The organism is Microlunatus sp. M237, from assembly GCF_056896895.1.
The window spans coordinates 1-23706 of sequence record NZ_JBXHBL010000006.1 but is presented as its reverse complement, the minus strand read 5'-3'; the positions used below and the strand labels follow the sequence as shown (position 1 = coordinate 23706).

Sequence of the window (23706 nt, the reverse complement as noted above, 5' to 3'; positions counted from 1 at the left end):
TGGCCGTCTTATCCCCGACGATGCCATCCAGGCGGGTGGACAGCTTGCGGTAGGCCTCGGTCTGCCAGCCTCCGGGCGGGGCGTTCACTCGACCCCCAGCAATAGTGCGTAGCGACTCTGGCCGCCGTCCAGCCGCTCCACCTCGACGGTGGGCGCGACCACCCGGGTCCGGCGGGTCAGCTCGTCCAGCAGGCCGGGGTCGGCGTCCGCGCCGGCCACCAGGGTGAGCAGCTCGCCGCCACCGGCGAGCAGCCGCTGCACGATCCGCCAGCCGACGTCTGCGACCGAGTCGCCGACCTCGACCAGCTCGCCGCCCACGTGGCCCAGCACGTCGGCTGTCCCGCCGCTGCCGGTCGGGTTCCTGGCGACAGGTTCGGCGACGGACACCGCACCATGGCGCACATGCGCGGCCGCGGTGCTCATGGCCACCACCGCTGCGTCGAAGTCGGCAGCCGGCTCGTGCACGGCGAGCGCGGCCAGTCCCTGCACCTGGGACACCGTCGGGATGACGGCGCTCCGGCGGCCGGCCTGCTTGAGCGTGTTCGCCAGCTGGTGGGCCAGCTCCACGTGGGCGGGAGCGTTGGGGAGCAGCACCACGTCCCCGCCGCCCGGCCCGGCCTGCCCGCGGAGCCGCTCGACGCTCACCGGCTCATCGCCGCAGCCCACCGGGATGCCGCCCAGGGCCCGGACGGCCGCAGCCAAGCCCGGCCCGGCCACGAGCGACAGGACGCCGCGGTCGGCGGAGTGGGCCGGGTCGGCGTCGCCGGGCGGGTTCCCGAGTGCGGTGATCCGGATCTGGCTGAGGGTGCCGCGGCCCAAGGCAGCCTCCACCGCCCGTCCCGGTTCGGTCAGGTGGACGTGCACCTGAGCCACCGCCTCGTCGCCCACGATCACGACGCTATGACCCAGCACTGACAACTGCCGCCGCAGCTCATCCAGGTCGGGTCGGGAGCTGTCGGCCAGGGCATACATGACCTCGTGCTCCACCGCTGCGCTGCGCCGCAGAGCAGCCCGGTCCCGGGCGGGCGCGGTCCCTGGCGCGACCGGGCGAGGGTCGAGCGCCGGCAGCGGGAAGGCGGGCGGACCGCCGAGCACCTCGACCGCCACCTCGAGCAACAGCACGAAGGCCTGCCCGCCGGCGTCCACCACCCCGGCGCGGCCGAGCACGGCGAGCTGGTCGGGGGTACGTAGCAGCGCCGCGCGAGCTCCGCGGGCGGCCGCCTGCATCACGGCGAGTGCGTCGTCGGGGTGGTCGGCTGCGGCGTCGGCAGCGGAGCGGGCCGCCTCGTCGGCCACGGTGAGGATCGTCCCGGCCACCGGCTCGGCCACTGCCCGCGTTGCCGCCTCCGCCACCGTCTGCAGCAGGACGGCCGTCCGCGTTCCCGACGGCACGGCTGCCAGTGCCGGGTGGTGGCGCTGCAACCTCCGGCAGACGCAGCTGATCATCTCGGCGACGATCGCGCCGGAGCTGCCGTGCGCCGATCGGATCGCGGCCGCGGCAACGGCGTCGAGCCGGTCGCGGTCCGCACCGGGAGCGGCAGCTGTGATCCCCCGCAGGGTGAGCGTCAGGTTGGAGCCGGTGTCGGAGTCGGAGACCGGAAACACGTTCATCGCGTTCAGGGCTCCGGCCGAGGCGCTGATGACCTGATCGGCACGGGTCAGCCACCGCTCGCCGGCGGCCCACAAGGTCGGCAGGTCCTCCACCGGGTCAGCGTATCCGTCGAACACCGACACGGCCCGTCATCGGCTGACGGCCTCGGCGCTGCCGGTCACCGAGGAGGCCACCCCCAACGGCATCCCGGAGCGGCGATACCTGGTGCAGGTGGCGAGGCCGATCCCGACCAGCAGTCCGCCGCCGGCCACGGTGACGAGGGTCCCCACGGTGCTGTCGAAGAAGCTCGTGATCGGAGCCAGGCCGAGCAACAGTGCGCCCAGACCGACCAGCCAGACGTCGGCGCGCCAGTAGTAGCAGAAGTGCCACCACCACTGCGACGACGAGTCCGCGTCGGGGGGTCCCAGCCGGCGCAGGGTCAGCTGATACCAGAACTTCTTGAACAACGAGCCGGCCAGGGCGCCGACTAGCGCAGCGGCGAGCCCACCGTAGACCCCGATCAGAAAGGTCGCGTCGGAGTCCGAGTCGAGGTTGGACAGCGACGGGAACGCTGCCTGCGAACCGGTCGAGGACTTCGACAACAGGTAGGGGACGATGACAGCCCAGGCAGCCAGCGGCAGCAGCATCCACGCTGCGTGGGCGGCCAGACCAAGCGGTCGGAACACTGCCGTGTTGCTGGTCGCTCCGCCCACGATCGCGCCACGACGCAACAGCTCACCGAGGAAAGCCAGACACCCCCCGACGAGGAACGCCACGAACGGTGCCATCAGGACATCGGTGCTGGTCGGGTAGTCGCTGACGAAGGGCAGATCGATACCGCCTCGAGATTGCGACCGCCGCACGAAGACCACCGAGTAGACGACAGCCATCACCGCACCGACCGCGAGCACGCCGACACCGAGACCGAGTAACACGGGCCACCATCGCCGCGGCATGACCTCGGCCCCGCCGTTGGCGCTCATACGGCGCCACCGATCTGGCACGGGACGGGCGCCGCGGGTCGAACCCGGCGACGTTGAGGACGTTCTCCAGCACAGATCACGGCGTCACCCTAGGGCCGGTGGGGCGATCTGTTGATGTCGACGCCCGGAGCTGGACCGTGGCGCTGGCTTCTGGCCACGCAGGTCGGCCCGAGCAAGTAGCGTCAGATTCGAAAGCTGCGCCCCGCGGTTGATCCGCCCCGCCGCTCGAGCCGTTGCCGATTGGCCATCCGCGCGCCCCGTCGGGTACGCTTTTCCGGTTGCCCAATCGGGCCAACACAAGACCTGTCGTAAGAAGTATGGGGAGGAAACTCCAGTGGCTGCCGTATGTGACGTTTGCGCCAAGGGACCTGGCTTCGGCCACAACGTTCCGTGGTCGAAGAAGAAGACCAACCGACGCTGGAACCCGAACATCCAGCGCGTGCGCGCGACGGTGGCCGGGAGCCCGAAGCGGCTCAACGTGTGCACCTCGTGCCTCAAGGCCGGCAAAGTCACCCGCTGATTCCGGTCGGGTCTCGCCTGACCCGACTCTGTCGCTTCGACGTCATAAGGACCTGCTCCTTCGGGAACAGGTCCTTTTTCGTGCTGTAACGCGGTCGGGCACGCGAGCGGCCAACCAGTGCGGCTATCGTCGCCCCCATGGCTGCAGCGCGACCCCAGCCGAGTCCGAGTGTGGTGCTCCGATCGGTCATCCACGGGCGGGTGCGGATGGCGATGGCGGCGTTCGAGCTGGTCAGGACGAGCACCTCGGTAGTTGTCCATGTCCCCGCTGGCGCGCCGAAATACTCCCGCGACGGTCCCCGCGAGGGACCCCGGGGCGGGTTCCTCCGCCCGGACCGGTTCGCTCCGACGTTCTTAGCCAACCCGTGGCGTGGCAAGGACGTGATCATGGTGCACCGGTTCGGTGATCCGTGGTCGATGTGGCGCTGGCTCGACGGCGATCAGTGGGCCGAAGCGGACGGCACGTACGTCAATCTCGAATACGACTGGGCTCCGACACCGATCGGCTGGGACACCGAGGACCTGACTCTCGACCTCGTCGTCCACACCGACGGCAGCGCAACCGTCAAGGACGAGGACGAGCTGGCCTGGGCCGAGGCAGTGGGCGCCTACAGCACCGCCGAGGCGGACCACATTCGCCGGATCGGTCGAGCCGCGTACGCCCATGTCACTGCCGGTGGCTGGCCCCTGCGCGCCGACTGGGAGCCCTGGCGCGCGGCGGCGATCCGCACCCGAACCGGTGGGTCGACCGTCCTTCCTGTGCTCGCCGACGGCTGGGCCGAGGAGGAACCGGTGTCGCAGGCGTGACCGCCGTCACCGCCCACGAACCGGGCCGTCGCGCTCAGGCCTGGACGACCACGGGGACGATCATCGGGCGGCGCCGGTAGGTGTCGCTCACCCACTTGCCGAGCCGGCGGCGGATGATCTGCTGCAGTCGGTGGGAGTCGTCCACGCCTTCAGCCAGGGCAGCCGCGAGCGCGTCGGCGATCTGGGGGCGGATGGAGTCGAAGGCCGAGTCGTCCTCGACGAACCCCCGGGCATGGATGTCGGGACCGCTGATGATCTTCTGCGAACGGGTGTCGACCACCGCCACGATGGAGATGAAGCCCTCCTCACCGAGGATGCGGCGGTCGGTGAGGGAGGCCTCGGAGATGTCGCCGACGGTGGTGCCGTCCACGAAGATGTAGCCGGCGTCGATCTTGCCGACCACCCGGGCCTCACCGTCACGCAGGTCGACCACCACACCGTCCTCGACGATCAGCGTCTTGTCGGCTGGAACCCCGGTGGCGCGCGCCAGGTCACCGTTGGCGATCAGGTGTCGGATCTCCCCGTGCACCGGCATCACGTTGCGCGGCCGAACGATGTTGTAGCAGTAGAGCAGCTCCCCCGCGCTGGCGTGGCCGGAGACGTGCACCATCGCATTGCCCTTGTGCACCACCTGGGCGCCGAGCCGGGCCAGTCCGTTGATCACGCGATAGACGGCGTTCTCGTTGCCGGGGATGAGCGAGCTGGCCAGCACCACGGTGTCGCCGGGCTTCAGCTGGATCACCGGGTGCTCACGGTTCGCGATCCGCGACAACGCCGACAGCGGCTCCCCCTGGGAGCCGGTGGAGATGATCACCACCTCGTGCGGCTTGTAGTTGTCGATATCGCGCAGTTCGATCAGGGTGTCGGCCGGCACCTGCAGATAGCCGAGGTCACGAGCCACACCCATGTTGCGCAGCATCGAGCGACCGACATAGACCACCTTGCGCCCGTCAGCCACCGCGGCGTCGAGCACCTGTTGGACCCGGTGAACGTGCGACGCGAAGCAGGCCACGATGACCCGTTGGGTCGATCGGTGGAACACCCGCTCCAGCGCCGGGGCGATGTCCTTCTCCGGCGCGGTGAAGCCGGGCACCTCCGCGTTGGTGGAGTCGACCAGGAACAGGTCGACGCCCTCCTCACCGAGCCGCGCGAACGCGCGCAGGTCGGTGATCCGCCCGTCGAGCGGCAGCTGGTCCATCTTGAAGTCGCCGGTGTGCAGCACAGTTCCGGCGGTGGTGCGTACGGCCACGGCGAGCGCGTCCGGGATGGAGTGGTTGACCGCGATGAACTCGAGGTCGAAGGGACCCAGGGTGACTCGCTCGGAGTCATTCACCACCCGCAGCTGCGCCCCCGAGATCCGGTGCTCCCGGAACTTCTCCGAGACCAGAGCCAGGGTCAGTGTGGAACCGACCAGGAGGATGTCGGCGCGCTGGCGCAGCAGGTAGGGCACCGCGCCGATATGGTCCTCATGACCGTGGGTGAGCACCAGCCCCACCACGTCGTCGAGCCGGTCGGCGATGGCCTCGAAGCCGGGCAGGATCAGGTCAACACCGGGGTGGTGGTCCTCCGGGAACAGCACGCCGCAGTCGATGATCAACAGCGAGGAGTCGAGCTCCAGGACCGCCATGTTGCGGCCGACGTCGCCCAGTCCGCCGAGCGCGACGATGCGAAGCGTTCCGCTCTCGAGCTGGGGTGGTGCCGAAAGACTGGTTGCTGCCATCGAAGCAGGCTATCCGACGTCGCCGGCAGGGCCCCGACGCGCAGCGGCGGCGAATGAGGCCGACGTCCGACCGGCGTACGCGCCGGCGGAGCCGCACAGAGAGCACGCCGCACCACGACAAAGAGGAAGTCCGTGGTTGCCTGCTCGGGGGGTCAGGTAACCACGGACTTCAACTGCTATATCGCTGCGGCCGGGAAAAGCGTTACACCCCGCGAGTGTGACCTGAGCCACAGGCGCTGCTGCCGCGGCCGCGCCGGCGGGCGCCGCAGCTCGGAACGCGCCCGCTCCGAAGGCGCCCGACGCCAGCGCCTACGATGGCGAACCGTGACCACACCTGCCGATCCGCCCACCGAGCCCGCCCTCGCCGACGCGGTCCGGCTGGCCCTGCCGCGCGAGGCCGACGCCATCGCCCAGGCGCAACGACGGTCCTGGCCCCAGCAGCTGGCTGCCGACGCCGCCGAGGCGCTGCTGGCCGGCATCGACGCCGACGAGATGACCGCTGCCTGGTATGCCGCCATCACCCGGCCACCGCAGGCGTCCTTCCGGGTGCTGGTCGCCACCGAGCAACGGCGGGTGGTCGGCTTCGCCACCACCATGCCGAGTCCCGACCCTGACGCCGACCCTGCCGCCGACGGCCTGATCGACGAGTTCGTCGTCGACCCCACAGCTCAACGCCGAGGTCACGGCTCGCGGCTGCTGAACGCCTGCGTCGACACCCTCCGCGCCGACGGCTTCACCCGCGCGGTCTGTTGGGTCGGCTCCACCGACGACGTACGCCGCGCTTTCCTCGCCGAGGCCGGCTGGGCGCCGGACGGCGGCTGGCGTGAGCTCGGCACCGACGACGACACGCTGCGGCTCAAGCAGATCCGGTTGCACACCGACATCACCGCGTGAGCCCACCCCGGCGTCGATGCGCTACGCTCTGGGCCATGTTCAGTCGTTGGTATGCGTATGCCGAGTTGGCTCTGGAGGAGACAACCGCTTAACGCACCACAACGACCCTCCGAAGCCAACGGGCAGGAACCGATGTTCCTGCCCTTCGTCATGTCATGACGGGCTGCCGCGAGGACATCCCGTCAGGAAAAGGGATGAGACACCATGATCGACCACCACTCCCCTGTGGCCGGGCCGGCACCACGCCGCGCTCCGCACAGCACCGCCGACACCCGCGTCGTCGGCTTCGAACCACTGCCGGCGCCGTCGACGATCCGCTCCGCGCTGCCACTGGGCCGCCGTCGCGAGCAGCTGGTGACCGACAGCCGGGCCACGATCAGCGCCGTCGTGGCCGGTGACGACCCACGGCTGCTGGTCGTCGTCGGACCGTGCTCGGTGCACGACGTCCGGGCGGCCCGCGAGTACGCCGGCCGGCTCGCCGACCTCGCCGATCAGCACCACGACGCGTTGGTGGTGGTGATGCGGGTGTACTTCGAGAAGCCCCGGAGCACCGGTGGCTGGAAGGGTCTGATCAACGATCCACACCTCGACGGGACCCACCGCGTGGCCGAGGGCCTGCACACGGCGCGCCGGCTGCTGCTCGACGTCCTCGATCTCGGTCTCCCGGTCGGGTGTGAGTTCCTCGAACCGACCAGCCCGCACTTCATCGCCGACGCGGTCAGCTGGGGAGCCATCGGGGCGCGGACCACCCAGAGCCAGGTCCATCGCCAGCTGGCGTCCGGGCTCTCAATGCCGGTCGGATTCAAGAACGGGACCGACGGCAGCGTGCAGGATGCGCTCGACGCCGCCACCGTCGCTCGGCAGCCGCAGGTCTTCTTCGGCGTCGACGACGACGGCCGCGCCGCGGTGGTCTCGACCACCGGCAACCGCGACGGCCACGTCATCCTCCGTGGCGGCACCGCCGGACCCAACTTCGCCAGCGAGCCGGTACGTTCCGCGGCTCGCGCCGCGGCCACCCGCGGGCTGGCGGAGCGGGTCGTGGTCGACGCCAGCCACGCGAACAGCGGCAAGGACCATGTCCGTCAAGCCGTCGTCGCGGGCCTGCTGGCCCAGCAGGTCCGCGATGGCGACCCGATCAGCGGCATCATGCTGGAGAGCTTCCTGGTGCCTGGTCGCCAGGACCTACCCGCTCCGGGTGCGCCCGGTGCCGAGCCGTTGGTGTTCGGCCAGAGCATCACCGATGCCTGCCTGGGCTGGGACCAGACCGCGCAGATCCTGGCCGACCTGGCGGACGCCACCCGGACCCGGCTCGGCCGTGGGGTGGTCGCTGCCGGTGCTACTCGAAACGACGGGTGAGCTAGGCGAAGACGACGTCCTCACCCGCCAGACCGACCTCCACAGCGGCGTCGGTCGCCGTGACGGAGGTGAGTCGCAGCCCGGACGGCAGCCCGGTGACCGGCACCGGCTTGACCACCGCACCGAGCAGCGCGCGGGCGGTGGCGGCGGGCAGCTCCACCCCGGCCACGGTGACCGTCGGGTCGGCCAGGGTGAAGGTCTGTGCCGCCGGGTCGAGCGCCAAGGTGCCGGTGACGGTCGCGGTCACGGCGACGCCGAGGACCGACGTCTTCGTCTCGAGCCGGACCCGGCCCTCGCCGGCAGGCGAGACCGGATAGCCGGCCAGGTCGGCGAGAACGGCGTAGGAGAGCCGCGCTGCGCCGTCGGCGGTGGTGGCGGTGAAGCTGTCGTAGCCGGCGGACACGACCACGTCCGACAGGCGCAGGTCAAGGTGCTCGACCGGGATGCTCACCTGTCCGCTGCCGTCCAGGTCGTCGGCGACCAGGTGGATGTCGTCAAACTGCCGCCCGAGAAGCTGGGTCAGGAACGGGACACCGGCGATGTCGACCTGCACCGGTTCCGCTGCGCCGAGCTCGGTCTGCAGCTGGGTGCCGATGCGTTGCTGCGCCGCCTGGACGGCGAGTCGGTCGCCGACGACCAGCAGTGCGCCGCCGATCGCGAGCACCAGGAGCAGGACGAGCACCCGGCGGGTGCGCACGTCAGCCGATGCCCAGGACGTCTTCGATGCCGAGGGTCAGTCCCGGCCGGTGGGCGACAGCACGGACGCCGGCCAGCACCCCGGGCATGAAGGAGCTGCGGTCGAGCGAGTCGTGCCGCACCGTGAGGGTCTCACCCGCCGCTCCGAGCAATACCTCCTGGGAGGCGACCAGACCGCGCAGGCGTACGCCGTGGACCCGGATGCCGTCCACCTCGGCGCCGCGGGCGCCGGGCACCTCGTGCACGGTGGCGTCCGGCGGGGCAGCGACACCCGCGGCCGACCGCGCGGCGGCGATCCGGCGGGCCGTCGTCGTCGCCGTCCCGGACGGGGCGTCCGCCTTGTCGGGATGGTGCAGCTCGATGATCTCGACGCTTTCGTAGAACGCGGCCGCCTGCTCGGCGAAGTGCATCATCAGCACCGCGCCGATCGAGAAGTTCGCCGCGACCAGCACCCCGACCTGCGGGTGCGCGGCCAGCTGGGCACGCAGGGTGTCCAGTCGATCGTCGGTGAAGCCGGTGGTGCCGACCACAGCGTGGATGTCGGCGTCGATGCACCAGGCGAGATTGCCCATCACCGCGTCCGGGTGGGTGAAGTCGACCACCACCCGGGCGGCTCGCGCCGGCTCCCGGTCGTCGCCGGCGTCGAGCGCGGCGACGAGTTCGAGGTCGTCCGCCGCGTCCACGGCGCGGCAGACCTCGGCGCCCATCCGGCCTCGGGCACCGAACACCGCAACGGGTGTGGTCATGGGGTCTCCTCGCTTCTCATCTGCCGGCCGCAGCGGCGGCCGTGGTGGTGGATCGGGGCCAGTCGGTCAGGATGCGGCGCACGGCGGCCTTGGCCACCCGCGGACCCACGACGCCGAGCACCGGTGGCTGCCCGAACAGCGCAGCAGCCTCCTGCTGGACCTCGGCGCCGGTGACGGCGTCGTAGCGGTCCAAGACCTCAGGCAGGCTCCGGGTATCGCCCAGCAGCGCGCTGCCGCCGAGCCGACCCATCCGGGAGGAGGCACTCTCGAACGACAGCGCGGTCTGCCCACGCATCTGGCCCTTGGCCCTGGCGAGCTCGTCGTCGGTGATGCCGTGCTCGGCCACATCGACGAGTCCGTCGCGGACCAGCCGCAGGATCTCGGCCAGCTTGTCCGGCGAGCACTGCCAGTCGACGCCCCAGAGCCCGGCGTCGGAATAGGCCGTCTCGCCGGCGTCGATCCCGTAGGTCAGCCCGCGCCGTTCCCGCACCTCGAGGAACAACCGCGACGCCATCCCGCCGCCGAGCACCAGCGACAGCAGCCCGAGCGGATAGCGACGGTCGTCGAACAGGCCGTGGCCGGGGAAGGTCAGCGAGGCGGTGCACTGCTCGAGCTGACGGGTCGAGGCCGCCAGGACGGCCTCGTCGGACGGTGTGTCCGGACTCAACCGTCGCGCCGCAGGCCCGGACTCCCCCGCCGCGGCGAAGTCAACCAGTGCGGCGACGAGCCGGTCATGGTCGACCCGGCCGGTGGCCGCGACCACCATGTTGGCCGGGGTGTAGTGCCGTCGCCAGTGGCGAACGATCTGCTGCCGGCTGAGCGCGGCGATGGACGCCTCCGAGCCGATCACCGACTGCCCGAGACCGTGGTCGCCGAAGATCTGGCCGGTGACCAGCTCCTGGACCACCTCGCCCGGGTCGTCGGCGTGCATCGCGATCTCCTCGAGGATGACCGCACGCTCAGCCTCGACCTCGACCGACGGAATCCGCGACGAGCCGATCATGTCGGTCAGCACGTCAACAGCAAGATCGGCGTTCGTGGCGAGCACCCGGGCGTAGAAGCAGGTGTGCTCCTTGGCCGTGTAGGCGTTGATGTCACCGCCCACCGACTCGATGGCCTGGGCGATCTCCTCCGGGCTGCGCCGGGCGGTGCCCTTGAACAGCACGTGCTCGAGGAAGTGCGAGGCACCGTGCAGCCGGGCCGTCTCGTGCCGGGAGCCGACACCGACGAAGAAGCCGATGCTGAAGGTGTGGCTGCCGGGCATGTTCTCCGTCACCACGCGCAAACCGCTCGGCAGCTCGCTCCGCCGGACCTCGCCACCCAGATAGGCGTGGCGAGAGTTCCGGCGGCGCGGACCAGAGGCCCGAGGACCAGGGGTCTGAGACTGCCGAGCGGTTGCGGGCGTACGTGGAGCCATCGGAGACCCGTCGGTCAGACCGACGCCTCTTCCTCGACGACAGGAATCAGCGACAGCTTGCCGCGGTCGTCGATCTCGTTGATCTCGACCTGGATCTTCTGGCCGACGCTGACCACGTCCTCGACACTCTCCACCCGGGCACCGCCGGCGAGCGGGCGCAGCTTGGAGATGTGCAGCAGGCCGTCCTTGCCGGGCAGCAGCGACACGAAGGCGCCGAACGCGGTGATCTTGACGACGGTACCGAGGTAACGCTCGCCCTTCTCCGGCATCGTCGGGTTGGCGATGGCGTTGATCATCTGCCGGGCGGCTTCGGCGGCCTCGCCGTTGTCTGCACCGACGTAGATCGTGCCGTCGTCCTCGATCGAGATGTCCGCACCGGTGTCGTCCTGGATCTGGTTGATGACCTTGCCCTTCGGGCCGATCACCTCGCCGATCTTGTCGACCGGGATCTTGATGGTGATGATCCGCGGGGCGTACAGGCTCATCTCGTCCGGGACGTCGATGGCCTCGTTCATGACGTCGAGCAGGGTGTTGCGCGCGTCCTTGGCCTGCAGCAGCGCACCGGCCAGCACCGAGGCGGGGATGCCGTCGAGCTTGGTGTCCAGCTGCAGCGCGGTGATGAAGTCACGGGTACCCGCGACCTTGAAGTCCATGTCACCGAACGCGTCCTCGGCACCCAGGATGTCGGTCAGGGCGACGTACTCGGTCTGACCGTCGACGGTGTCGGAGATCAGACCCATGGCGATGCCGGCGACCGGGGCGCGCAGCGGCACACCGGCGTTGAGCAGGGCCAAGGTCGAGGCGCAGACCGAACCCATCGAGGTGGAGCCGTTGGAACCCAGCGCCTCCGAGACCTGACGGATGGCGTACGGGAACTCCTCGCGCGTCGGCAGCACCGGCACCAGGGCACGCTCGGCGAGCGCACCGTGACCGATCTCGCGACGCTTCGGCGAACCGACCCGACCGGTCTCACCGGTGGAGTAGGGCGGGAAGTTGTAGTTGTGCATGTAACGCTTGGACTTCTCCGGTGCCAGCGTGTCCAGCTTCTGCTCCATGCCGAGCATGTTCAGCGTGGTGACACCCAGGATCTGGGTCTCGCCGCGCTGGAACAGGGCCGAGCCGTGGACGCGCGGGATGACGCCGACCTCGGCCGACAGGGTACGGATGTCGGCCAGACCGCGACCGTCGATGCGCACCTTGTCCTTGAGGACCCGCTGGCGGACCAGCGTCTTGGTGAGCGAGCGGAACGCGCCGCTGATCTCCTTCTCGCGGCCCTCGAACTGGCTCGACAGCTGGGCGACCAGCTTGCCCTTGAGCACCTCGGTGGCCTCTTCGCGCTCCACCTTGCTGGCGATGGTCATCACCGAAGCGAGGTCGGCGGCGCCCGCCTGCTCGACGGCGGCGTAGACGTCGTCGGCGTAGTCGAGGAAGATCGGGAACTCGGCGGTGGTCTTCGGGAACCGCGCCGCCAGCTCGGCCTGGGCGTCGCACAGGGCCTTGATGAACGGCTTGGAGGCCTCGAGCCCGGCGGCGACGACCTCTTCGGTCGGCGCGATCTGCCCATCCTGGACCAGGTGCCAGGTCTGCTCGGTGGACTCGGCCTCGACCATCATGATCGCGACATCACCGTCAGCCAGGACCCGACCGGCCACGACCATGTCGAAGGTCGAGTTCTCCAGCTGGTCGACGTCGGGGAAGGCCACCCACTGCTGGCCGATCAGAGCAACGCGGACGCCGCCGATCGGACCGGTGAACGGCAGTCCCGCGAGCTGGGTCGACATGGACGCGGCGTTGATGGCCACGACGTCGTAGGTCTTGTTGGGGTTGAGCGCCATCACCGTGACGACGACCTGGACCTCGTTGCGCAGGCCCTTCACGAAGCAGGGACGCAGCGGCCGGTCGATCAGGCGGCAGGTGAGGATGGCGCCCTCGGACGGACGGCCTTCGCGGCGGAAGAACGAGCCGGGGATGCGGCCGGCGGCGTACATCCGCTCCTCGACGTCCACCGTGAGGGGGAAGAAGTCGATGGAGTCGCGCGGCTTGCTCTGCGCCGTGGTGGCCGAGAGCAGCATGGTGTCTTCGTCGAAGAAGACGGTCGCCGAGCCGGCGGCCTGTCGGGCCAGCAGGCCCGACTCGAAGCGGACGACGTGCTTGCCGAACGCTCCGTTGTCGATGATCGCTTCAGTGAACTGAAGGTCGGGTCCCTCCACGGGATCTCCTTTTCTTGACGGCCGCACCTTCTGTGGCGGGCCATCGGTACGGACTGCATCCGCACACCCTTCGACGTGGCCGCCACGAGGCGGCTTGCTGTCCAGCGGGGGAATCCCTCGCTCGTCGAGGCCGGTCTTCGATCGAGGTCCGCGGGCGGGCCGGTCGGCCCGACTCCCGAAGACCACTACCGAGGACCGAGGCTCTCAGGCGTCGAGCATGTGTGGGATGCAATCACTTGCGGGTTGTGTACTGCGATGGTGCGTATGAAGTTGTGGGTCGAACAGCTGCGGGCCGGATCTGGTTGCACCGGACCCGACCGGCAGCACCAAGGCGGTCCGGTTCCTCAGCAGAGCTGGGGCCGAACCGCCCTGGCGGTGATCAGCGGCGCAGGCCCAGACGCTCGATCAGCGTCCGGTAGCGCTCGATGTCGGTCTTGGCGACGTAGTTGAGCAGCCGCCGGCGCTGGCCGACGAGGAGCATCAGACCACGACGGCTGTGGTGGTCGTGCTTGTGCTCCTTCAGGTGCTCCGTCAGGTGTGCGATCCGCTTGGTCAGCACGGCGACCTGGACCTCGGGAGATCCCGTGTCACCTTCGCCGGTCGCGTACTCTTCGATGATCTTCTTCTTGGTGGCAGCGTCCATCGACACGTGCTCTCCTCTCGGTTTCCCGTTGCGCGGCGCTCCCGGACGACCCTCGCGGGTGCTTCACGCGGCGTGAGTGGGAGCTCTTCGGTATCCGCGGCCGATCAAACGGCACCGCCCAGACTATCAGCGGGGGCCTGCCGGGGACGAATTCCAGCCCGCACCCGTCCGGCCGGCGACGCCCGCGACCGGGGGTTGACCAGCATAAACACCGCGCCCTAGGGTCAGCGACACGGCTTGCACGCATCCCGCGCCGGCACGGTTGTTTCGACGACAAGGAAGTCTCGAGATGAGCACACTCAAACGCCGCACCCTGCTCACCACCGGAGCGGCCGCGGCGACACTGGCCGGTGTGGGCTCGGTTCCGGCCGTCGCCGGACCGAAGACCCCGCGGCCACCCGGCCGGCCGCCGCGGCCCTGGCCGCACGACCGATCCGCCACCCTGCGCCGCTGGGCCCGCGACACCTGGGCCTGCCTGGTGGCGATGACCGACGAGCGCACCGGGCTGACCGCTGACAACATCGACGGGCGCCTGGCCGCGCCGAACCGCAGCGGCTACACCTCCCCCACCAATATCGGTGGCTACCTGTGGTCGGTGGTGGTGGCCCGCGAACTGCGGCTGATCAGCCGGAGCGAGTGCAGCCGCCGGATCGCGCAGACGCTGGCCACGCTGAGCCGGATGGACACCCACCCCGCCAGCGGGATGTTCTACAACTGGTACGACGAGGCCTCCGGGGAGGTGTTGCGGACCTGGCCCACCGACGGCAACGTCGTGTTGCCCTTCCTGTCGAGTGTCGACAACGGCTGGCTGGCGGCGGCGCTGATGGTCGTGCGCGGCGCCGACCGGCCCAACGCCCGGGCGGCAGCCCGGCTGCTCGACCGGATGCAGTTCGGGATGTACTACAACGCTGCGGCGACCGACCGCGGTGCCGGTCTGCTCCGCGGCGGCTTCTGGGACGAGGAGCCGCCGGCGAGTCAGGTGCACGTGCCCGGCAACTACCTCGGGGTCGGGCCCGATGTCTACTACACCGCCAACCACTACGACACCACGGTCTCGGAGACCCGGATCGCGTCCTATATCGCGATCGCCCGCGGCCAGGTGCCACCGGAGCACTACTTCGCCACCTGGCGTACCTTCCCCGACGGCTGCGACTGGTCCTGGCAGGAACAGCGCCCGATCGGGGTGACCCGCCGCTATCTGGGCGTGGAGGTGTTCGAGGGGGCGTACACCTATCGGGGCATGCGGATCGTGCCCGGCTGGGGCGGCAGCATGTTCGAGGCGCTGATGCCCGACGTCTTCGTCCCGGAGGCCCACTGGGCACCGCGCAGCTGGGGCGTCAACCACCCGCTGACCGTACGCGCGCACCGCGAGCACGGCCTCGCCGACGCCCGCTACGGCTACTGGGGGTTCTCACCGTCGAGCCGACCCGGCGGCGGCTACAGCGAGTTCGGGGTGGACGCGATCGGGCTGAACCCCGACGGCTACCCCTCCGATCTGGACGGGACCGTCTTCGACGCCGGTTACGACGGCTGCCGAATCGGCACCGCGCCGGATCCGGACTACGGCGACGGCGTGGTGACGCCGCACGCGTCATTCCTGGCCATGGCCTACGAGCCCGGACCGGCGTACGCCAACCTGGTCAAGATCGAGCGGGAGCTCGCGGCGTACGGCGACGGCGGTTTCTACGACGCCGTGGCGGTGCGCTCGGGGGTGGTGGCCCGGCGCTATCTGTCGCTGGACCAGGCCATGGTGATGGGAGCGCTGGGGAACCTGCTGGGTCGCGATGTGCTGCGGCGCGCCTTCGTCGACGACGGGGTGCGCCGCCGGGTCAAGCCGGTGATCGCCCGCGAGCGGTTCGGCGCCGGGCTGGTGTGAGCGGGTCCCGGCCACATGCGCCGGGACTCAAAGAGGGTCGCCAGGGCCGGATCGGGCCAGGGCTGGATAGGGTCGGGGCCGTGATCACCGTCGCGGGCCTCAGCCCCTCCCTCGACCTCACCTATCTGGTGGACCAGCTCCGACCGGGTGAGATCACCCGGCCGAGCGAGGTGGTCCGCTGCGCCGGCGGCAAGTCGCTCAACCTGGTCCGCGCCGCGGTCACCGTGGGCGCCGACGCCGCCGTGGTCGCCATCCTGGGCGGGGGCACCGGCGCGATCCTGGCCGATCTGCTCACCGCTGACGGCGTCGCGGTCACCGTGGTGCCCAGCCCGGTCGAGACCCGGACCTGCGTGTCGATCGCCGCAGCCGACGACGCCAGCCTGACCGAGATCTATGAGTACGCCGCTCCGCTGCCGGACGAGGTATGGACCGCCTTCGCCGCCGCCCTGGCCACGGCGATGGCCCAGCGGCCGGGCTGGCTCGCCATCACCGGCGGCGCGCCCCGTGGGACCGCACCCGAGACCCTGGCCGACCTGGTCCGCCTCGGCAACGCGGCCGGACTGCGGGTCGCCGTCGACACCCACGGAGAGGCGCTCCCGGCGGTGGTGGCCGCCGGGCCGGCGCTGGTCAAGGTCAACCGGGTCGAAGCGGCTGAGCTGCTGGACCGCGACCCCGGTGCCGACCTGCTCACCATGGCCACCCAGATCCGTGACCGCAGCGGGCAGGCGGCCGTGGTCTTGACCGACGGCAGCAGAGGCGCCCTGGCGGTGGATGCCGGCGGTGCTGTCAGCGCCCGGGTGCCCGAGACGGTCGGCCGGTTCCCGGTCGGCAGCGGCGACTCGTTCCTGGGTGGCCTGCTGGCCGGGCTGGACGCCGGGGCGAGCTTGGCCGAGTCGTTGCGCACCGCCACCGCGGCCGGGGTGGCGAACGCGCTGGTCCCCGGGCCTGCCCGGTTCGCGGCCGGCAGCGTCGCGGCCCTGGCCGAACAGGTCCGGCTCACCGAGCTGTGACGGCAGTTCTTCTCAAATCTGGCGCCGCAGAGCTGGTCAGATCTGGCGCAGCAGGGCGCGGATCTGGTCGACGTCGGCGTGCATCTGCTTGATCAGCGCCGGCATCCCCTCGTACTTCACCTGGCCGCGCAGCCGGGAATAGAAGTCGATGGCGATCATCACGCCGTACAGCTCGAGGTCGTCGCGGTCGAGCACGTACGCCTCGACCCGGCGCTCCAGTCCGTCGAAGGTGGGATTGGAGCCGACCGAGATCGCGGCCGGCCAGCGCGGCGACGGGATGTCGAGCCGAGTCACCCAGCCGGCGTAGACGCCGTCCGCCGGGACGGCCATCCGCGGGTCGACGGGCACGTTGGCGGTCGGGAAGCCCATCTCGCGGCCGCGCTGGTCGCCGCGGACGACGATGCCGCTGAACCGGAAGACCTGGTCGCTGAGCTCACGGACCCGGCCGAAATCGCCCTCGGCCACGGCGTGCCGGATGGCGGTGGACGAGCTCGGCTGGCTGCCGTCGGTGACCAGCGGCACCGCCTGCACCTTGAAGTCGCCGGCGCCGAGCTCGGCCAGGGTGGTGGTGTCGCCGGAGGCCCGGAACCCGAAGCGGAAGTTCTCCCCCACCACGATCCGCACCGGATGCAGCGGTCGCAACACCCGGTCGACGAACTCGGCAGGGCTCCAGCCGGCCACTTCGGTGGTGAACTCCACCACCTCGACGTGGTCGACCCCGGCGGCGCGCAGCAGCTCGATCCGCCGCTCGATGTCGGTCAGCAGCACGGGGGCCTGGTCGGGCCGGATGACGCTCATCGGGTGCGGCCAGAAGGTGACAGCCACCAGGCGCGCTCCGGGCTCACTGGCGCGGGCCGTCCGCAGCAGCTCGACGTGGCCGCGGTGCACCCCGTCGAAGTTGCCGATGACGATGACCGAGTCCTGGCTCATCTGCTGCTTCTCCTCCTACGTTGCGGCGCGGGCGGTGACGATGCCCGACCCTTCGGTCAGTGCTGCCCGCAGGCAGGACGACCCCAGCCAGTAAACCAGCGCCGCCGCGTCAGACGAAGACGGCGTCCGCGACGGCATCGGAGCCGCTGCGCTTGTAGAGGGCGAGGAACGTCCCCGTCGTGGTGACGACGGCGCTCAGCTCGGCGGGCAGCGGGAACGACGGCAGACGCCGGCCGTGCCGGACCCAGTCCTCCTGCTCCCCCTCGACCGTCACCGTCGCGAAACAGGTACGTGCCACCTCGTCGATGTCGGTCACCCGCAGCTGCTCAGCCGCCTCGTCCAGGGTCTGGGCCGTCGCCACCGTGTACGGGCCGACCCGGGTCCGGCGCAGGGCGGTGAGGTGCCCGGCGCTGCCGAGGGCCACGCCCAGGTCACGCGCCAGTGCGCGGATGTAGGTGCCCGAGGAGCAGGTGACCGCGACATCGAGGTCGACCACCGCGAGACCGTCGACCTCAGCTGGGCGCAGGTCGAGCAGGTCGAACCGGCCGATCTGCACCGCCCGCGCGGCCAGCTGGACATCCTCGCCGGCCCGGACCCGGGCGTACGACCGTACGCCGTCCACCTTGATGGCGGAGACGGCGGTCGGTCGCTGCTCGATGGAACCCCGGAACGCAGGCAGCTGCTCAGTCACCCGCTCAGCGGTGACATCGGCCGCGCCCGGCGCGGTCACCACCTCGCCCTCGGCGTCGTCGGTGACGGTGGACTGCCCCAGCCGGATGGTCGCCAGGTATTCCTTCTCGGTCAGGGTGAGATGACCCAGCAGGCGGGTCGCGCGGTTGATCCCGACCACCAGCACGCCGGTGGCCATCGGGTCGAGCGTCCCGGCGTGGCCGACCTTGCGGGTGCCCGCGAGCCGGCGTACCCGACCGACGACCTGGTGCGAGGTCCACCCGGCCGGCTTGTCGATCACCGCCAGACCGGAGGCGAGCGGGTCGGGCCGGACAGCGTCGGTCACACCCTCCTCGGGTGAGGCCACCGGAGGGACGCTCTCAGGCGTCAGCGTCGTCGTCCTCGTCGTGCGGCTTCTTGTACGGGTCCGGGTCGCCGGCGTAGGTGGCGGCCGCGGCCTGCTCGGCCACCTTGGCGTCGCCGGAGCGGGCCTGGGCCAAGAGCTCGTCGAGCTGGCGGGCCGTCTCGGGGACGATGTCGGGCACGAAGGTCAGGGTCGGGGTGAACTTCATCCCGAGCTGCTTGCCCACGGTGGAGCGGATCAGGCCGGTGGCCGAGGCCAGGGCCGCCGCCGTCCCCGCCTGCTCCTCGTCGGAGCCGTACACGGTGTAGAAGACGGTGGCCTCGCGGCTGTCGCCGGTGAGCGAGACATCGGTGACGGTGATGAACCCGAGCCGCGGGTCCTTGATCCGCCGCTCCAGCATCTCGGCCACGATCACCTTGATCTGGTCGGCCAACTTCAGTACGCGCGGCGAGGCCATGTCCTGCTCTTTCTTCCGAAATGATTGTCTAACGCCGAACGCGACCGCCGTGGTCGCGCTTTCCGTGCCTCCCCCACCGCCGACCGGTCACCACCGCATCGCGGCGGTGGTGACCGGTCCAGCGGTCGATGGGGCTCAGCTGCGGGGCTTCTCCCGCATCTCGAAGGTCTCGATGGTGTCACCGACGCGGATGTCGGAGAAGTTCGCGAGCGTGAGACCACACTCGTACCCCTCGCGCACCTCGGTGGCATCGTCCTTCTCCCGGCGGAGCGAGCTGATACTGGTCTCGGAGACCACCACGCCGTCGCGAACCAGGCGGGCCTTGGCGTTGCGCCGCATGATGCCGCTGGTGACCATACAACCGGCGATGGTGCCGGCCTTGGACGAGCGGAACACCTCGCGGATCTCCGCGGTGCCCAGCTGGGCCTCCTCGTAGATCGGCTTCAGCATGCCCTTCAGCGCCGCCTCGATCTCGTCGATCGCGGCGTAGATCACCGAGTAGTACCGGATGTCGACACCCTCGCGGTCGGCCATCTCCGTCGCCTTGCCCTGCGGGCGGACGTTGAAGCCGACGATCACCGCGTTGGACGCGGCCGCCAGGCTGACGTTGGTCTCGGTGATGGCACCGACACCACGGTCGATGACCCGCAGGCTGACCTCGTCGCCGACGTCGATCTTCGACAGCGCGTCCTCCAAGGCCTCGACCGAACCAGCGCCGTCGCCCTTGAGGATGAGGCGCAGCTCCTGCTCCTCGCCCCGCTCGAGCTGGTCGAACAGCTGGTCCAGCGTCTTGCGACGGGTGCCGGCCGCCTGGGCCGCCATCCGCAGTCGAGACGCACGGCGCTCGGCGATCTGGCGTGCCATCCGGTCGTCGTCGACGACGATGAAGCTGTCGCCGGCGCCGGGGACGGCGGTCAGACCGAGGACCTGCACCGGGAACGACGGCGGTGCCGCGTCCACGTTGTTGCCGTGGTCGTCGAGCAGCGCCCGGACCCGGCCGTAGCCGGTTCCGGCCACGATCGAGTCACCGACGTGCAGCGTGCCGCGCTGAACGAGGACGGTGGCCACCGGGCCGCGGCCCTTGTCGAGGTGGGCCTCGATGGCCACACCCTGGCCGTCCATGTCCGGGTTCGCCCGCAGGTCCAGCGCCGCGTCGGCGGTCAGGATGACCGCTTCCAGCAACTCCTCCAGGCCGACACCGGAGATCGCGGAGACGTCGACGAACATCGTGTCGCCGCCGTACTCCTCGGGCACCAGGCCGTACTCGGTGAGCTGACCGCGCACCTTGACCGGATCGGCACCTTCGCGGTCGATCTTGTTGACAGCCACCACGATCGGCACATCGGCGGCCAACGCGTGGTTGAGCGCCTCAATGGTCTGCGGCATCACACCGTCGTCGGCAGCAACGACCAGGACGGCGATGTCTGTCGACTTGGCGCCCCGAGCACGCATGGCGGTGAACGCCTCGTGGCCCGGGGTGTCGATGAAGGTGATCTTGCGCTCGGCACCGTCGACCTCGGTCGAGACCTGGTACGCACCGATGGCCTGGGTGATGCCACCGGCCTCGCCGGCCACGACGTTGGTCTTGCGGATCGCGTCGAGCAGCTTGGTCTTTCCATGGTCGACGTGACCCATGACCGTGACCACCGGGGGACGCGGCGCCAGTTCGGCGTCGCCACCCTCGTTCTCACCGAACTCGATGTCGAAGCTCTCCAGCAGCTCACGATCCTCGTCCTCGGGCGAGACGACCTGGATGTCGTAGTTCAGCTCGTCGCCGAGGACCTGAAGGGTCTCGTCGCTGACCGACTGCGTCGCCGTGACCATCTCACCCAGGTGGAACAGCGCCTGCACCAGTGCTGCCGCGTCCACGCCGATCTTCTCGGCGAGGTCGGTCAGCGAGGCACCGCGAGCGAGCCGGATGGTCTGGCCCTCGCCCTTGCGGACGCGGATGCCACCGAACTCCGGAGCCTCCATCTGGTCGAACTCTTGACGGCGCAGCTTCTTGGACTTGCGACCACGACGCTGCGGGCCACCGGGGCGACCGAAGGCACCCTGGGTACCGCCGCGGCCACCGCGACCGCCGCGACCACTCGGCGGCGGACCACCGGTACCGCCACCGGGGCCACCGCGACCGGGAGGGCCACCGCCACCGGGACGGCCGCGGCCGCCGGCGGGTGCGCCGCGACCACGCGGACCGGCACCGGTCGCGGGGCCGAGCTGGCCGGAGGACTGCTTGGGCATCATCGCCGGGTTGGGGCGGGGAGCGCCCGGCACGCCACCGGGACGCGGGGCGCCGCCGGGGGTACGCGCCGCCGGCGGCCGGGGGCCGCCGGGACGTGCGGTGTCCGGGCTGGAACCCGGACGGGGCGGACGGGCCTGGCCCATCCCCTGCGAGGGGGCGAACGGGTTGTTGCCGGGACGCGGCGAGCCACCCGCGGAACCACCACGACGCGGACCCGGCGTAGCGCCGGGCAGGCCGCCGGTGGAACCGGGACGCGGTCGCGGACCTGGAACCTGGCCGGGAGCACCGGGAGCACCCGGCGAGCGGGGCGCCGGGGTCTCCTCGTGCCGGGCCGCCGGAGCGCTCGAGCCGGGCGCCTTGGGCGAACCGGGTCGCGGTGCCGGGCGGGGGCCGGGACGGGAGTCGCCGCCGGGACGCGCGTCGGCAGCGGGACGTGAGTCCGGCCGGGGCGCTTCGGCGGGTGCCTCGGTCTCAGGACGCGACGGCGCCGGGGCGGCGGGCCGCTCGGCCGTCGGCTGAGCCGGTGCCGAGGTCTGGCCCGGAGCCGGGGCGACCGGACCAGGACGTGCCGGGGACGGCGTCGCCGGACCGGGCACGGCGGTCGGAGCCGCCTGGGACGGGGACGCCTGGGAGGGCGACGCCGAAGATGGGGACGCCTGCGCGGGGGCGGCCGGAGCCGGCGAGGCCTGGGACGGGGCGCTCGGGGCCGAGCTGCGCGCGGTCGAGCCGGCAGTCGATCCCGGCGCCGTGGGCACCGGGGCCTTGCGGGCTGGCTTGTTGGTTGGCGGCGCGTCGCTCACCAACTTCTCCTGGAGGCGCCGGACGACCGGTGCCTCAACGGTGGAGGAGGCCGAACGAACGAACTCCCCCATGTCCTTCAACGTGTTGAGGACTGTCTTGCTTTCGACTCCGAGCTCTTTCGCAAGCTCGTAGACACGGACCTTTGCCACTGCTCTCCTTGGAAGGTCCGGATCATGGAGTCACCGGACCAGTTAGTTGTCGTGCATGCTCATTGAGGAGTACTCATCGAGTGGTCATGAGCGTTCGCCCACTTTCTGGTTCGGCGCCGACCCGAGACGGGACAGCGCTGGAGCACACCGGTCCAGGTGGACCCGTGCAGAGAGAACTCTATTACTTTGCGCCCCCGAACGCCTAAGCGGGGCTCGCGGGCGCCGGGATCATGGACCGGTCCGGGGCAGGACCCTCGACCGAGACCACCAGCTCGTCGAGGACCGCAGACACGGCCGCGGCGAGCTGGCTGCCGTCCACCTGCGCGACCTTGAGGGCCCGCGCCGCGGCACGGCGGCGTACTGCGTTGTCCAGGCACTCCGGCGCGCGATGGAGATAGGCACCCCGGCCCGGCTCCGTGTGGGTGCGGTCGACCACGACCGCGGTCGAGTCCCATACCACCCGGAGTAGTTCCGACTTGTCGGCTCGCCCCCGGCACCCGATGCAGGTACGCACGGGACGAGTCACCCAGCCATTCTAGCTGTACTCGGTCATGACGTTGGTGACAGTCGGCTGGTCGGCGGCAGGCCGTCGAGTGCGGTGTGTCGGCGTTGAGTGTTGTAGAACTCGAGCCAGGGTGCAAGGGCTGTGGTGCGGTCGGTGTTGGTGAGGAACACCTGCCGGTAGGCCCATTCGACCTGCAGGGTGCGGTTGAACCGTTCCGCCTTGCCGTTCTGCCACGGGCAGTGGGGTTTGATGAACAGGTGGCGGGCGCCGAGCTGGGCGACGACTTCTCGAAGTGACCAGCGGTAGGCCCACGCGTTGTCGGTCATCAGCCGTTCAATGGTGGGGATGCCGTGGTCGGCGAAGTAGGCGGCGGCGCGGAGCAGGAACGCGGCGCAGGTGGGGCCTTTCTCGTCGGTCAGGATCTCGGAGTAGGCGAGCCGGGAGTGGTCGTCGATCAGGGAGTGGACGTAGTCGTAGCCGATCCGCGCCCGCTTCTGCGCTGAGGTCTGGCCGTGCTGGCGGCCGTGGGCTTTCCAGCCGCCACCGTGGGGGATCTTGCCGATCTTCTTGACGTCCATGTGGACCAGCTCCCCGGGCCGGTCGCGTTCGTAGCGGACTGCGGTCGCCTTGGAGGTACGGATCACCTGACCGGTGAGCGGGTCGCACTCGACCAGCCGCGGCACCTGGTGGCGGCGCAGGATCCGCGCCACCGTCCGCGCTGGCACCCCGGTCTCGGGCCCCAGCCAGTCCTGCCCCCGGCGTTCGTCGTGACGCAGCTGCAGCACCCGCTTCTCCACCACAGCCGGAGTCCGGGTCGGGCTGTGAAGCGGCCGCGACGACCGGTCAGCCAAACCAGCCTCACCGAAGGAGCGGTAGCGCGCTACCCAGCGGTGCGCGCACTGACGAGAGATGCCCATCGCCTTCGCGGCATGGGCGACCGGCCACTGCTGGTGACAGACCCGCTGCACCAACAACAGCCGGCCGTGAACAGTCAGACGGGCATTACGGTGGGACATGAGGACCTCCGGACGGTAGAAGACTTCGACATCTCCACCGCACCCGGAGGTCCTCGCTACGTCAACCACCCGACCGAAGTGTCACCAACCTCTTGGCCGAGTACA

20 protein-coding genes are annotated in these 23706 nt (G+C 70.5%); 6 read left to right on the top strand and 14 right to left on the bottom strand.

Features of this window, described 5'->3' with window-relative positions:
• Positions 1-84: 84 nt before the first annotated feature.
• Together AC1XX3_RS18895 and AC1XX3_RS18890 are read right to left on the bottom strand one after the other, a co-directional pair.
• Complete coding sequence (locus tag AC1XX3_RS18895) at positions 85-1704, bottom strand: DAK2 domain-containing protein (RefSeq protein ID WP_483322733.1); 1620 nt, start codon at positions 1702-1704, stop codon at positions 85-87.
• 36 nt (positions 1705-1740) lie between these two features.
• The gene (locus AC1XX3_RS18890) at positions 1741-2574 is read right to left on the bottom strand and encodes a hypothetical protein (RefSeq protein WP_483322732.1); all 834 of its coding nucleotides are present in this window, start codon (positions 2572-2574) and stop codon (positions 1741-1743) included.
• Between the two features lie 334 nt (positions 2575-2908).
• Here AC1XX3_RS18890 and rpmB point away from each other — a divergent pair, with 334 nt between their 5' ends.
• Both rpmB and AC1XX3_RS18880 read left to right on the top strand, forming a co-directional pair.
• On the top strand, positions 2909-3094 hold the full coding sequence (rpmB, locus tag AC1XX3_RS18885) for a 50S ribosomal protein L28 (protein WP_483322731.1): 186 nt from the start codon (positions 2909-2911) through the stop codon (positions 3092-3094).
• A gap of 137 nt (positions 3095-3231) precedes the next feature.
• The gene (locus tag AC1XX3_RS18880) at positions 3232-3900 is read left to right on the top strand and encodes a DUF402 domain-containing protein (protein WP_483322730.1); all 669 of its coding nucleotides are present in this window, start codon (positions 3232-3234) and stop codon (positions 3898-3900) included.
• A 34-nt stretch (positions 3901-3934) separates the two neighbouring features.
• Here the strand turns inward: AC1XX3_RS18880 and AC1XX3_RS18875 are convergent, their stop codons facing one another.
• Entirely contained in the window at positions 3935-5620 is a 1686-nt protein-coding gene (locus AC1XX3_RS18875) for a ribonuclease J (protein ID WP_483322729.1), read from the bottom strand.
• Between the two features lie 324 nt (positions 5621-5944).
• Here AC1XX3_RS18875 and AC1XX3_RS18870 point away from each other — a divergent pair, with 324 nt between their 5' ends.
• Both AC1XX3_RS18870 and AC1XX3_RS18865 read left to right on the top strand, forming a co-directional pair.
• Positions 5945-6514, top strand: a complete 570-nt coding sequence (locus tag AC1XX3_RS18870) for a GNAT family N-acetyltransferase (RefSeq protein ID WP_483322728.1) — start codon at positions 5945-5947, stop codon at positions 6512-6514.
• A 204-nt stretch (positions 6515-6718) separates the two neighbouring features.
• Positions 6719-7870, top strand: coding sequence for a 3-deoxy-7-phosphoheptulonate synthase (locus AC1XX3_RS18865; protein ID WP_483322727.1), 1152 nt, complete (start codon positions 6719-6721; stop codon positions 7868-7870).
• A 1-nt stretch (position 7871) separates the two neighbouring features.
• Here the strand turns inward: AC1XX3_RS18865 and AC1XX3_RS18860 are convergent, their stop codons facing one another.
• The 5 genes from AC1XX3_RS18860 to rpsO all read right to left on the bottom strand — a co-directional run bounded on the left by AC1XX3_RS18860 (position 7872) and on the right by rpsO (position 13582).
• A complete protein-coding gene (locus tag AC1XX3_RS18860; protein ID WP_483322726.1) occupies positions 7872-8567 on the bottom strand; it encodes an LmeA family phospholipid-binding protein in 696 nt (231 codons plus the stop codon).
• A 1-nt stretch (position 8568) separates the two neighbouring features.
• Positions 8569-9312: a 4-hydroxy-tetrahydrodipicolinate reductase gene (gene dapB, locus AC1XX3_RS18855; RefSeq protein WP_483322725.1), complete on the bottom strand. Its 744-nt coding sequence runs from the start codon at positions 9310-9312 to the stop codon at positions 8569-8571.
• Between the two features lie 16 nt (positions 9313-9328).
• Positions 9329-10588, bottom strand: a complete 1260-nt coding sequence (locus AC1XX3_RS18850; protein WP_483322724.1) for a M16 family metallopeptidase — start codon at positions 10586-10588, stop codon at positions 9329-9331.
• 155 nt (positions 10589-10743) lie between these two features.
• On the bottom strand, positions 10744-12939 hold the full coding sequence (locus AC1XX3_RS18845; RefSeq protein ID WP_483322723.1) for a polyribonucleotide nucleotidyltransferase: 2196 nt from the start codon (positions 12937-12939) through the stop codon (positions 10744-10746).
• A 379-nt stretch (positions 12940-13318) separates the two neighbouring features.
• Entirely contained in the window at positions 13319-13582 is a 264-nt protein-coding gene (rpsO, locus tag AC1XX3_RS18840) for a 30S ribosomal protein S15 (protein WP_483322776.1), read from the bottom strand.
• 289 nt (positions 13583-13871) lie between these two features.
• Here rpsO and AC1XX3_RS18835 point away from each other — a divergent pair, with 289 nt between their 5' ends.
• Both AC1XX3_RS18835 and AC1XX3_RS18830 read left to right on the top strand, forming a co-directional pair.
• Entirely contained in the window at positions 13872-15458 is a 1587-nt protein-coding gene (locus AC1XX3_RS18835; RefSeq protein ID WP_483322722.1) for a glucoamylase family protein, read from the top strand.
• An 80-nt stretch (positions 15459-15538) separates the two neighbouring features.
• The gene (locus AC1XX3_RS18830) at positions 15539-16468 is read left to right on the top strand and encodes a 1-phosphofructokinase family hexose kinase (RefSeq protein ID WP_483322721.1); all 930 of its coding nucleotides are present in this window, start codon (positions 15539-15541) and stop codon (positions 16466-16468) included.
• A gap of 36 nt (positions 16469-16504) precedes the next feature.
• Here AC1XX3_RS18830 and AC1XX3_RS18825 read toward each other — a convergent pair whose 3' ends face one another.
• From AC1XX3_RS18825 to AC1XX3_RS18800, 6 genes are all read right to left on the bottom strand, one after another.
• Positions 16505-17398 carry a bifunctional riboflavin kinase/FAD synthetase gene (locus AC1XX3_RS18825; protein ID WP_483322720.1) on the bottom strand — a complete coding sequence of 298 codons (894 nt, stop codon included), beginning with the start codon at positions 17396-17398 and terminating at the stop codon, positions 16505-16507.
• A gap of 109 nt (positions 17399-17507) precedes the next feature.
• Positions 17508-18434: a tRNA pseudouridine(55) synthase TruB gene (truB, locus tag AC1XX3_RS18820; RefSeq protein WP_483322719.1), complete on the bottom strand. Its 927-nt coding sequence runs from the start codon at positions 18432-18434 to the stop codon at positions 17508-17510.
• A 13-nt stretch (positions 18435-18447) separates the two neighbouring features.
• Complete coding sequence (gene rbfA, locus AC1XX3_RS18815) at positions 18448-18888, bottom strand: 30S ribosome-binding factor RbfA (protein WP_483322718.1); 441 nt, start codon at positions 18886-18888, stop codon at positions 18448-18450.
• A gap of 135 nt (positions 18889-19023) precedes the next feature.
• Positions 19024-22080, bottom strand: a complete 3057-nt coding sequence (gene infB / locus AC1XX3_RS18810) for a translation initiation factor IF-2 (protein ID WP_483322717.1) — start codon at positions 22078-22080, stop codon at positions 19024-19026.
• Between the two features lie 202 nt (positions 22081-22282).
• Entirely contained in the window at positions 22283-22606 is a 324-nt protein-coding gene (locus AC1XX3_RS18805; RefSeq protein WP_483322716.1) for a YlxR family protein, read from the bottom strand.
• Positions 22607-22629: 23 nt separating this feature from the next.
• A complete protein-coding gene (locus AC1XX3_RS18800) occupies positions 22630-23601 on the bottom strand; it encodes an IS481 family transposase (protein ID WP_483319022.1) in 972 nt (323 codons plus the stop codon).
• Positions 23602-23706 lie beyond the last annotated feature (105 nt).

Excerpts from the sequence above, each read along its gene's own strand:
- AC1XX3_RS18890 (WP_483322732.1), bottom strand. The coding sequence starts at position 2,574 with ATGAGCGCCAACGGCGGGGCCGAGGTCATGCCGCGGCGATGGTGGCCC.
- AC1XX3_RS18880 (WP_483322730.1), top strand. The coding sequence starts at position 3,232 with ATGGCTGCAGCGCGACCCCAGCCGAGTCCGAGTGTGGTGCTCCGATCG.
- AC1XX3_RS18875 (WP_483322729.1), bottom strand. The coding sequence starts at position 5,620 with ATGGCAGCAACCAGTCTTTCGGCACCACCCCAGCTCGAGAGCGGAACG.
- AC1XX3_RS18865 (WP_483322727.1), top strand. The coding sequence starts at position 6,719 with ATGATCGACCACCACTCCCCTGTGGCCGGGCCGGCACCACGCCGCGCT.
- dapB (WP_483322725.1), bottom strand. The coding sequence starts at position 9,312 with ATGACCACACCCGTTGCGGTGTTCGGTGCCCGAGGCCGGATGGGCGCC.
- rpsO (WP_483322776.1), bottom strand. The coding sequence starts at position 13,582 with ATGGACGCTGCCACCAAGAAGAAGATCATCGAAGAGTACGCGACCGGC.
- AC1XX3_RS18835 (WP_483322722.1), top strand. The coding sequence starts at position 13,872 with ATGAGCACACTCAAACGCCGCACCCTGCTCACCACCGGAGCGGCCGCG.
- AC1XX3_RS18825 (WP_483322720.1), bottom strand. The coding sequence starts at position 17,398 with ATGAGCCAGGACTCGGTCATCGTCATCGGCAACTTCGACGGGGTGCAC.
- rbfA (WP_483322718.1), bottom strand. The coding sequence starts at position 18,888 with ATGGCCTCGCCGCGCGTACTGAAGTTGGCCGACCAGATCAAGGTGATC.
- AC1XX3_RS18800 (WP_483319022.1), bottom strand. The coding sequence starts at position 23,601 with ATGTCCCACCGTAATGCCCGTCTGACTGTTCACGGCCGGCTGTTGTTG.